The 10,622-nt window shown below is 62.5% G+C and carries 9 protein-coding genes; 4 read left to right on the top strand and 5 right to left on the bottom strand.

Translation table 11 applies throughout. The annotated features are described in order from the left end of the window. Position 1: 1 nt before the first annotated feature. From AFIDRAFT_RS03085 to AFIDRAFT_RS03075, 3 genes are read left to right on the top strand one after another with little or no spacing between them, the layout of a single operon-like run. A complete protein-coding gene (locus AFIDRAFT_RS03085) occupies positions 2–1,108 on the top strand; it encodes a microcin C ABC transporter permease YejB (protein WP_009337620.1) in 1,107 nt (368 codons plus the stop codon). Further along, positions 1,105–2,277, top strand: coding sequence for an ABC transporter permease (locus AFIDRAFT_RS03080; protein WP_009337619.1), 1,173 nt, complete (start codon positions 1,105–1,107; stop codon positions 2,275–2,277). The genes AFIDRAFT_RS03085 and AFIDRAFT_RS03080 overlap by 4 nt, the downstream gene beginning before the upstream one ends. A gap of 5 nt (positions 2,278–2,282) precedes the next feature. Next, the gene (locus AFIDRAFT_RS03075) at positions 2,283–3,920 is read left to right on the top strand and encodes an ABC transporter ATP-binding protein (RefSeq protein WP_009337618.1); all 1,638 of its coding nucleotides are present in this window, start codon (positions 2,283–2,285) and stop codon (positions 3,918–3,920) included. A gap of 6 nt (positions 3,921–3,926) precedes the next feature. Here the strand turns inward: AFIDRAFT_RS03075 and AFIDRAFT_RS03070 are convergent, their stop codons facing one another. Next, positions 3,927–4,784, bottom strand: a complete 858-nt coding sequence (locus tag AFIDRAFT_RS03070; protein WP_009337617.1) for a C40 family peptidase — start codon at positions 4,782–4,784, stop codon at positions 3,927–3,929. Beyond that, positions 4,777–6,153: a leucyl aminopeptidase family protein gene (locus AFIDRAFT_RS03065; protein ID WP_009337616.1), complete on the bottom strand. Its 1,377-nt coding sequence runs from the start codon at positions 6,151–6,153 to the stop codon at positions 4,777–4,779. Before AFIDRAFT_RS03065 ends, AFIDRAFT_RS03070 begins: the two co-directional genes overlap by 8 nt. A 153-nt stretch (positions 6,154–6,306) precedes the next feature. Between AFIDRAFT_RS03065 and AFIDRAFT_RS03060 the strand changes: the two genes are divergently transcribed. Further along, positions 6,307–7,116: a tetratricopeptide repeat protein gene (locus AFIDRAFT_RS03060; RefSeq protein WP_009337615.1), complete on the top strand. Its 810-nt coding sequence runs from the start codon at positions 6,307–6,309 to the stop codon at positions 7,114–7,116. A gap of 64 nt (positions 7,117–7,180) precedes the next feature. On the opposite strand, the gene AFIDRAFT_RS03055 is transcribed toward AFIDRAFT_RS03060, so the two are convergent. Genes AFIDRAFT_RS03055 through AFIDRAFT_RS03045 form a run of 3 tightly spaced genes read right to left on the bottom strand, consistent with a single transcriptional unit; the run spans position 7,181 to position 10,618 of the window. Beyond that, positions 7,181–8,158, bottom strand: a complete 978-nt coding sequence (locus tag AFIDRAFT_RS03055) for a type II secretion system F family protein (RefSeq protein WP_009337614.1) — start codon at positions 8,156–8,158, stop codon at positions 7,181–7,183. A gap of 10 nt (positions 8,159–8,168) precedes the next feature. Continuing rightward, positions 8,169–9,140, bottom strand: coding sequence for a type II secretion system F family protein (locus AFIDRAFT_RS03050; RefSeq protein WP_009337613.1), 972 nt, complete (start codon positions 9,138–9,140; stop codon positions 8,169–8,171). Between the two features lie 11 nt (positions 9,141–9,151). Further along, the gene (locus AFIDRAFT_RS03045) at positions 9,152–10,618 is read right to left on the bottom strand and encodes a TadA family conjugal transfer-associated ATPase (protein ID WP_009337612.1); all 1,467 of its coding nucleotides are present in this window, start codon (positions 10,616–10,618) and stop codon (positions 9,152–9,154) included. Between the last annotated feature and the right edge of the window lie 4 nt (positions 10,619–10,622).

The following is a 10,622-nucleotide window of genomic DNA, read 5'->3' as shown; positions in this document are numbered from 1 at the left end:
GATGGCAGCCTATATTGCCCGCCGTATCCTGCTGATGGTGCCGACGCTGTTCGGCATCCTGTTCGTGTCGTTCGTCGTGGTGCAGTTCGCGCCGGGCGGTCCGGTGGAACGGGTGATCGCGCAATTGTCGGGGGCCGACACCGGCGCGAGCTCGCGCATTTCGGGCGGCGGTGGCGATCTCGGTGCGCGCGGCGCGCCGGGCGCTTCGATGGATGCGGTGAATTCGAAATATCGCGGCGCGCAGGGGCTGGATCCCGAATTCATCAAGAGCCTCGAAAAGCAGTTCGGCTTCGACAAGCCCGCGCCGGAACGCTTCGCGCTGATGCTGTGGAATTTCTCACGCTTCGATTTCGGTAAGAGCTATTTCCGCGATGTCAGCGTGTTGCAGCTCATCAAGGAGAAGCTGCCGGTGTCGATGTCGCTTGGCATCTGGATGACACTCCTGACTTACCTGATCTCAATTCCGCTCGGCATCCGCAAGGCGGTGGCGGACGGCTCGCGCTTCGATACATGGACCTCTGCGGTCATTATCGTCGGCTTCGCGATTCCGGGCTTCATGTTCGCGATCCTGCTCATCATCCTGTTCGCGGGCGGCTCGTTCTACGACATCTTCCCGCTGCGCGGGCTGACCTCGGACGGCTGGTCGCAATTCCCATGGTACTGGAAGATCATCGATTATTTCTGGCATCTCACGCTGCCGCTGCTGTCGATGGCGTTGAGTTCGTTCGCGACCATGACGCTGTTGACCAAGAATTCGTTCCTTGACGAAATCCGCAAGCAATATGTCATGACCGCGCGGGCCAAGGGTTGCAGCGAGCATCGCGTGCTCTATGGCCACATCTTCCGCAACGCGATGCTGATCGTGATCGCCGGTTTTCCTGGCGCGTTCGTCCATGCGTTCTTTTCCGGCTCGCTGCTGATCGAGACGATCTTTTCGCTCGACGGGCTCGGACTGCTCGGCTTCGAAAGCGTGCTGAATCGCGATTACCCCGTGGTGTTCGGCACGCTGTTCATCTTCTCGCTGGTGGGCCTTGTCGTGAACCTGATCTCCGATCTCACCTATATGTGGGTCGATCCGCGGATCGATTTTGAGGCGCGTCAGGCATGAGCGTGACTCCGCCCATTGAGACGCAAAGCCTGTCGCCGCTTGGAGAAGCGGTGCCGGCCTCGCAGCGTGGCCTGAGGTTGTCGCCGCTGAACCGGCGGCGCTGGCAGAATTTCAAGGCCAACCGCCGCGGCTTCTGGTCGTTCTGGATCTTCTCGATTCTGTTCATCGTCTCGCTGTTCGCGGAACTGATCGCCAATGATCGCCCGTTTCTCATTCAGTATGACGGCCATCTGTATTTTCCCGCCTTCGTCACCTACCCGGAGACGGCCTTCGGCGGGGATTTCGAGACGGCCGCGGATTATCGCGATCCTTATCTGCAGAAGCTGATTGCGGAGAAGGGCGGGCATATCGTCTGGCCGCTGATCCGCTATTCCTACGATACCCATAACCTCGATCTGCCGACGCCCGCACCGTCGAAGCCGACCTGGATGCTGACCGAGAAGGAATGCGCGCCGGTGGTGGAGCGCAAGGGACTGAAGAGCTGCCGCGATCTCGAATACAACTGGCTCGGCACCGACGATCAGGGGCGCGACGTGGTGGCGCGGCTGATCTACGGTTTCCGCATTTCGGTGTTGTTCGGCCTGGCTCTCACGATCATCTCCTCGATCGTTGGCGTCGCGGCGGGCGGCATTCAGGGTTATTTCGGCGGCTGGGTCGATCTCGGCTTCCAGCGCTTCATCGAGGTGTGGACGGCGATCCCCTCGCTTTATCTTCTGCTCATCCTGTCATCGATTCTGGTGCCGGGATTTTTCGTACTGCTCGGCATCCTGCTGCTGTTCTCGTGGGTGTCGCTGGTCGGACTCGTGCGCGCGGAATTCCTGCGCGGGCGCAACTTCGAATACATTCAAGCGGCGCGCGCATTGGGTGTTTCCGACCGAGTCATCATGTTCCGGCATTTGCTGCCGAATGCGATGGTCGCGACCATGACGTTCCTGCCTTTCATCGTGTCCTCATCGGTGATGACGCTGACGGCGCTGGATTTCCTCGGCTTCGGCCTGCCGCCGGGCTCGCCGTCGCTGGGCGAGTTGTTGTCGCAGGCCAAGGCCAACATTCAGGCACCGTGGCTCGGCCTGTCCGGCTTCTTCTCGCTCGCGATCATGCTCTCTCTGTTGATCTTCATCGGCGAAGCGGTGCGTGACGCGTTCGATCCGCGCAAGACGTTCGAGTGAGGCCGATGGACACGACCTCACAGCCTTTGCTCGATGTGCAGGACCTCTCGGTCGCGTTCCGGCAGGGCGGCAGGACATCCGTTGCGGTCGACAGGATTTCGTTCTCGATCAATCGCGGCGAATGCGTCGCGCTGGTCGGCGAATCCGGTTCCGGGAAATCCGTCAGCGCGCTGTCGGTGCTGAAGCTGTTGCCTTATCCAACGGCCTCTCATCCCTCGGGCAGCATCAAATTCAAGGGGCGGAATTTACTGCCGCTCGACGAGAATGAGATGCGCGGCGTGCGGGGCAACGACATCTCGATCATCTTCCAGGAGCCGATGACGTCGCTCAATCCGCTCCATACCATCGAGGACCAGATCGGAGAGGCGCTGCTGCTTCATGGCGGCCTGCGCGGCAAGGCGGCACGCGCCCGCACGCTGGAGCTTCTGACGCAGGTCGGCATTCCCGATCCCGAGACCCGGCTGGGGGCCTATCCGCACCAATTGTCCGGCGGGCAGCGCCAGCGCGTCATGATCGCGATGGCGCTCGCCAACGAGCCGGACCTGCTGATCGCGGACGAACCGACGACGGCCCTTGATGTGACGGTGCAGGCGCAGATCCTCAAGCTGCTCGCCGATATTCGCGCGCGTCTCGGCATGAGTCTTCTGTTCATCACCCATGATCTCGGCATCGTGCGGCGTATCGCCAATCGCGTCTGTGTCATGAACAATGGCAAGATCGTCGAGCAGGGTCCGGTCGAACAGGTGTTCACCGCGCCTCAGCACGATTACACCAAGGCGCTGCTGGCTGCCGAGCCGAAGCCCGATCCCGCGCCGCCGCGACCTGATAAACCGGTGGTGATGCAGGCGGACGATCTCAAGGTCTGGTTTCCGATCAAGCGCGGGCTGCTGCGCAAGACCGTTGGCCACGTCAAGGCGGTCGATGGCGTGTCGCTCGCGGTGCGCAAGGGCGAGACGCTCGGCGTCGTCGGCGAATCCGGCTCGGGCAAGACCACACTCGGCCTTGCGTTGTTGCGGCTGATTTCTTCAGAAGGCCCCATCGTGTTTCTCGGCAAGCCCATTCAGGGGCTGCGCTTCAAGGAAATGCGGCCGTTCCGGCGCGACATGCAGATTGTGTTTCAGGACCCTTACGGCGCGCTCAGCCCGCGCATGTCGGTGAACGACATTGTGGCCGAGGGGCTGAGCGTGCATCAGCCGTCATTGTCTGCGGAGGAGCGCGAGGCGCGCGTGGTCAAGGCGCTCACCGATGTCGGCCTCGATCCGCAAGTGCGGTTCCGTTACCCGCATGAGTTTTCGGGCGGGCAGCGTCAGCGCATCAGCGTGGCGCGTGCCATCGTGCTGGAGCCGGATTTCGTCGTGCTCGACGAGCCGACCAGCGCGCTTGACATGCTGTTTCAGGCGCAGATGGTCGACCTCTTGCGGAATTTGCAGCGCAAGCGCGACCTTACCTACATGTTCATTTCCCATGACCTGCGCGTGGTGGCCTCGCTTGCGAGCCATCTGATCGTGATGCGTCAGGGCAAGGTGGTGGAAAAAGGCGAAGCCTCCACGCTGTTCAAAAATCCGAAGACGGATTACACCCGCGCGCTGTTCGCGGCAGCGTTCAATATCGAGGCGGATGCGGCGATTGCGCCGGAGGCGTGAAGCGCCTTACTTCAAACGTTTCACGCTCGTCACCTTGCTGCCCGCCGCTTCGATCCGCGCGATGGCCTGTCCAAAAGGTTCATGGGCCGTGGCCATCGCATAGGCATTGGCGTGGACCAGCATATCGTAGCCGCTGACGATGGCGACATGCCCTTTCCAGAACACCAGATCGCCACGCCGCAATTCGTTCCACTGCGTGGGCGGGACAGCCTCTCCCAAAGCGGTTTCCTGCATGTCGCTATCGCGCGGAGCCTTGATCCCTGCGGCGGCCAGCGAGACTTGCACGAGGCCGGAGCAATCGATGCCCATATTGCTCTTGCCGCCCCAGAGGTAGGGCGTGCCGATGAAACGCTCAGCGACCGCGACGAAGTCATTTTCATGGGCAGCAAGCGCCGCGAGATGTCGTAAGGGAATGTAATGGTTCTGCGGCGTTACGGCGAAATTGTCGCTGGTTTTCACGATCTCGACGCGCGACCCGAGCGGCAGGCTTTCGGCCGGCGGCAGCTTGATGGATGGGCCGGGGAAAGCCAGCGTGCGCTGGACGATGACATGATGCGTCGGCGTCGTGCGTGGCTGGACCAGCGCTGATTCAGGCATCCAGCCGACATAGCCGTCGGCGTTCAACTGCCCCCAGGCCCAGCCTTCGCCGTCGCGATCGTAGATCGTGACGCGCTCGCCCTTCAGGGCCTGTGTGAGCAGCGTGGCGTTATGGGATGGCTCGCATCGCACCGGCGCGAGGGCATCGATCACCTCGTTCTCTTCGCCATCGACAAAGCGCGCGGCCTCCACCTTGCCTCGCAGGTGCGAGGCCGCAAGATCGGGCCGCGCGGGTGTGAGCCGTGGATCGGGCTTCGTCTCAGCCATAGCGTTCGCTCAACAGCTTGTAGAACGCGCGCGCGCCCTGGCACTCGCCGCCTTCGGGGCGGGCAGGCTTCGCGGCCGGTGTCCAGCCATAGATGTCGGCATGCAGCCAGCGCGTCCCGGCGGTCACGAAACGCTGCATGAACAGCGCGCAGGTGATCGAACCCGCGAAGCCGCCGGACGGTGCATTGTTGATATCAGCCACTTTGGAATCGAGCCACGCGTCGTAAGGCTGCCACAGCGGCAGCCGCCACAGCGGATCGTTCTCCTGCCGCGCATGACGCGCGACATCGGTAGCGAGCGCTTCATCGTTGGTGTAGAAGGGCGGCAGGTCCGGACCGAGCGCCACGCGCGCGGCGCCCGTGAGCGTGCCCATGTCGATCAGCAGATCGGGGTTTTCTTCGCAGGCCAAAGTGAGCGCGTCGGCCAGCACGAGGCGGCCTTCGGCGTCCGTGTTGCCGATTTCGACGGTCAGTCCCTTGCGCGAGCGGAACACGTCCAGCGGACGGAAGGCATTGCCGGCGACGGAATTCTCCACCGCCGGAATCAGCACCCGCAGCCGCACCTTCAGCTTGGCGGCCATCACCATCCGCGCCAGTGCGAGTACGTTGGCCGCGCCGCCCATGTCCTTCTTCATGATGAGCATGGCGCTGGAAGGCTTGAGGTCGAGGCCGCCGGTATCGAAGCAGACGCCCTTGCCGACTAGCGTCACCTTCGGATGAGAGGCATCGCCCCAGGTGAAATCGATCAGACGCGGCGCGCGGGTCGAGGCCATGCCGACGGCGTGGATCAGCGGAAATTCGCGCACCAGTTCCTCGCCGCCGACGCAGCGCCAGGCTGCGCCGAATTCATCGGCCAGTGTTTTGGCCGCTTCCGCGAGTTCCTCCGGCCCCATGTCGTTCGGCGGGGTGTTGATGAGATCGCGCGCGAGCGTGGCGGCATCCGCCATGCGCGCCAACTCATCGGCGTCGGCGCCTTCCGGGGGCACGAGGCTGACGCCGTAGGGCTCCGCCTTTTTGTAGCGGCTGAACCGGTAGCTGCCGAGCGCGAAGGCGAGCGCGGCAAGGCGCGCATCATGCGGGGCGTTGGCGAAGTGGTAGGTACCCTTCGGCAGCTTGGCGGGCAATTGCCCGGGGCGGAACGGGTCGGCCGTGGCGGCATCGTCCTCCAGTCCGAACAGGACAAGGCCGAGCTTGCCGTTCTCGCCGGGCAAAGTGAGACATTCGCCGGGTTTCGCGGAGAAACCATTGGCCGTCGCGAATTCGCGCGCTGGCGCGGGCAGGTTTGCAGCGACTTTGTCACAGGTGGATGTCGTGGCGAACAGGATGGGTGTGGCGGAGGAAGCAGGAGCGGTCGAGAATGGGGCGGGCATCAGGCAACTCGGGATGGAATCTGCGGGCGCGAAGCGCGGTCGAGAATGGGTGTATCACGCCGTCGGCAAAATTAACCACTCATTAGGGTTAACAATTTACTGCTGAAGGATCGGCTGAATTCCGTCGTCCATCTTGCCTTGAGCGAACGCGCCATGCGTCAATCACCCCGTCTTGCCCGGTTTCTCGGCTCGGTCGGCTTTCTGACCATCGCCGCGGTTGGCCTTGCCGGTTGTCAGACGACAGGGGTGCCGGACATCACGGGATCGATCGGCAGCAAGGCCAGTGCCTCTGCACCGGAGACGGACGCTCGCCGCGCAGTCGAGGTCTATGGCGAGAAATATCGCGCCAATCCGAAAGACCTCGACACTGGGCTGCGCTACGGACAGGCCTTGCGCGCCAATGGCCAGCGCGAGCAGGCGGTGGCGGTGCTCGAACAGACAAATCTCACCCATCCCGGCAACCGCGAGGTGCTCGGTGCCTATGGCCGGGCGCTGGCCGAGAACGGCGACTTCAAGCTCGCCTTCGATGTGCTGTCGCGCGCGCACACGCCGGCCAATCCGGACTGGCGCATTCTCTCGATACAAGGCGCAGTGCTTGATCAGATGGGTAAGCCCGAGGAAGCGCGACGTTATTATGCAAGCGCGTTGAAGATCAGGCCGGATGATCCCTCGGTGCTGTCCAATCTCGGGCTGTCCTACGTGCTCACCAAGGAGCTGCCTCAAGCGGAGGCGACGTTGCGCCGCGCTCAAAAGCTCGCGCCGAATGATTCCCGTATCCGGCAGAACCTCGGGCTTGCGCTCGGCCTGCAGGGCCGCTTCGCGGAAGCCGAGGCTATCGTGCAGGCGGACCTGCCCCCGGATCAAGCCGCTGCCAATGTCGCCTACCTCAAGGACATGCTGAACAGCGGGCAGGCCGGCAAGACGCCCGCTCGTCCGCGTAGCGTTGCATCGTCGCGGTCCTGAAAATTATCGATTTTGAGAAACAAGTGCAGACCCTGCCTCGGCGGCGGCAAACCGCCGTCGCAGGTCAGTGCATGTAGGCCGCGACCTTGATGCCGGTCGGCCCGAGAATGACCACGAACAGGATCGGCAGGAAGAACACGATCATCGGAACCGTGAGCTTCGGAGGCAGAGCCGCGGCTTTCTTCTCGGCTTCGGTCATGCGCATGTCGCGGTTTTCCTGCGCCATGACGCGCAATGTCTGGCCGAGGGGCGTGCCGTAGCGCTCCGATTGCATCAAGGCCATACACACCGATTTCACGCCGTCGATCCCGGTACGCTTCTGCAGGTTCTCGTATGCGGTCTTGCGGTCTTGCAGATAGGACAGTTCCGCGGTCGTCAGCGTGAATTCCTCGGCGAGGGCCACGGACTGCGATCCGATCTCGAAGCTGACCTTGCGGAAGGCTGCTTCGATCGACATGCCGGATTCGACGCAGATCAGGAGAAGGTCCAGCGCATCGGGGAAGGCGCGCTTGATCGAGAGCTGGCGCTTGCTGATCGCGTTTTTCAGAAACAGCATGGGGGCCTGCATGCCGAACCAGGCTGCGCCGATGCAGATGCCAATTTTGACCAGTGTAGTCTGATTGAGCTTCAGGATCACGAAGATATACAGCGCGGTCACGGCCAGAAGGACGATCGGGGTCACCATACGGAAAAACAGGAAGGTGATGTAGGGCGCATGGCCGCGATAACCGGCCATAACCAGTTTTTCCTTGGCTTCCTCCTGCGCGAGCCATTTGCCGAGGTTGAAATCGTGGACGATCTTGCCGATGAACTGCTTTGGGCTTTGCCGCAGCGTGACCCTCTCACTGTTGTTCATGCGTTCGCGTTCGCGCTGACGGATGCGCTCGCGCTCGTTGGCGACCGCTTTCATTCGCCGCGTCAACCCGTCGCTGGCGAACAGGGGAGAGATCAGGGCATAGGCCGTAGCGCTCGCGGCGATTGCGGCAAACACCATCGTCAGGAAGCGAACATCTTGGACTTTATCGATCAACATATCGAGCATGACGTATCCATCAGAAATCGAAGTTGATCATTTTTTTCATCACGAGAATGCCAGCGGTCATCCAGACGGCGCAACATGCGAGCATGAAGCGGCCCGTCGGATGGGTCCACAGCAGCGAAATGTAATCCGGCGACATGATGTAGACGATAATCATGACGACAGGCGGCAGCGCGCCGATAATCGCGGCAGAAGCTTTCGCTTCCATCGACATCGCCTGAATCTTGGCTCTCATTTTCTTGCGGTCGCGCAGCACCTTGGACAGGTTGCCGAGCGCCTCGGACAGGTTGCCGCCGGATTTTGTCTGGATGCCGATCACGATGCCGAAAAAGTTCGCCTCCGGTAGCGGCATACGCTCGTAAAGGCGCATGCAGGCTTCGCCGAGCGGCATGCCGATACTCTGGGTCTCGATGATGGCACGGAATTCCGAGCGCAGCGGCTCTGGCGAATCGTTGACGACCACCTTGAGCGAGTCGAACAGCGGAAGGCCTGCCTTCACGCCACGGACGATGACATCGACGGCATCGGGAAGCGCCTCCAGAAACTGCTTCTCGCGGCGGCGTTTCAGATAGCTCAGGACCCAGCGCGGCAGGCCCAGCCCGGCGGAGAGGGCGAGCGCGGCCGTTGCGATCAAATTTGCGGTCACGAAGCAAATGAAGAACACCAGGAGTCCAAGAGCAGCCGAACCGATGATGAACTGCCGCCTGCTCCAGCTCACGCCGGCCTGGGCCAGCCGTGTGTTGAGCGGAACCTTCTTGGCCTGCTTGGCACGGTCTTCCACATCCTTCAGTGTGTCCTCGACCTGCTCGCGGCGCGAACGCTGATTGCGATCGATGCGCCGTGTCGCAGCTTCGGTGCGAGAGAAGGAAGCGCGGCGCTTCTCGGCCTGCCGTTCGCCGGACAGGAGAGGATACAGAAACACCCAGGCAAGGCCGCCCAGCGTCACCGCGCTCATGAATGCAATCGCAAGGGTCTGAATCTTCATGAGATCACCCCTTACCGTGTTGGATCTGGCGCTTCCGCCGCGTCGAGTGCCGCGGCGAGCCGCTTTTCCTCACCATAGTAGCGCGCGCGATCCCAGAAGCGCGGACGTCCGATGCCGGTCGAGCGATGCCGGCCGATGATGTTGCCGTTGATATCCTCGCCCGTGATGTCGTAGACGAAAATATCCTGGGTGATGATGGTGTCGCCTTCCATGCCCATCACCTCGGTGACGTGCGTGATGCGGCGGGAGCCGTCGCGCAGGCGGGCGGCCTGAACGATGACATCGATCGAGGCACACATCATTTCGCGGATGGTGCGCGAGGGCAGTGAATAGCCGCCCATCGTGATCATGGATTCGCAGCGGGAAAGAGCTTCGCGCGGGTTGTTGGCGTGCAGTGTTCCCATCGAGCCGTCATGGCCGGTGTTCATCGCCTGCAGCAGATCGAACGCCTCGGGTCCGCGGACTTCGCCGACGATGATGCGTTCGGGGCGCATACGCAGACAATTCTTGACGAGATCGCGCATGGTGACCTGACCCTCGCCCTCGATGTTCGGCGGGCGGGTTTCAAGGCGCACGACATGCGGCTGCTGGAGCTGCAGTTCGGCCGCGTCTTCGCAGGTGATGATGCGCTCGTCTTCGTCGATATAGTTGGTCAGGCAGTTCAGCAGCGTGGTTTTGCCGGAGCCGGTGCCGCCGGAGATCAGCACGTTGGCACGGCAGCGGCCGATGATCTGCAGGATCTGCGCGCCTTCCGGCGAGATCGCGCCGAAATTGACGAGCTGGTCGAGCGTCAGCTTGTCCTTCTTGAACTTGCGGATGGTGAGCGCGGGACCGTCGATGGCGAGCGGCGGCACGATCGCGTTGACGCGGGAGCCGTCGGCGAGGCGGGCGTCGCAAATCGGAGAGGATTCGTCGACGCGGCGGCCGACCTGGCTCACGATGCGCTGGCAGATGTTGAGGAGCTGCTGGTTGTCGCGGAAGCGAATCCCGGTCTTCTGGATCTTGCCGGCGACTTCGATGAACACCGTGCCGGCGCCGTTGACCATGATGTCGGCGATGTCGTCGCGGGCGAGCAATGGTTCCAGCGGGCCGTAACCCAGCACGTCGTTGCAGATGTCGTCGAGCAGTTCTTCCTGCTCGGCGATCGACATCACGATGTTCTTGATCGCGATGATCTCGTTGACGATGTCGCGGATTTCCTCACGCGCCGACTCGGCATCGAGCTTGGCGAGCTGGGCAAGGTCGATCGCTTCGATCAGCGCGCCGAAAATCGTCGCCTTGACCTGATAATAGCTCTCGGAGCGGCGTGACTCGTTGACAGGCGGCGGAGCTGATCGCGCGGGCGCCAGCGGAGGTGCTGCCGCTTTCGGCACGTCGATGACCGGCGCGCGCGGAGCCGCCGCCGCAGGCTCCGCCGGTTTTACGGCGGCGCTTCCGGGCCGGAAGTCCGTGTCTACTCCGCTACGCTTGCCAAACACGCTC

The organism is Afipia sp. 1NLS2 (genome assembly GCF_000178995.1).
In the GTDB taxonomy this organism is placed as follows: domain Bacteria; phylum Pseudomonadota; class Alphaproteobacteria; order Rhizobiales; family Xanthobacteraceae; genus Afipia.
Note: the sequence above shows the minus strand (reverse complement) of the source record. Positions and strands in the feature narration are given on the sequence as shown.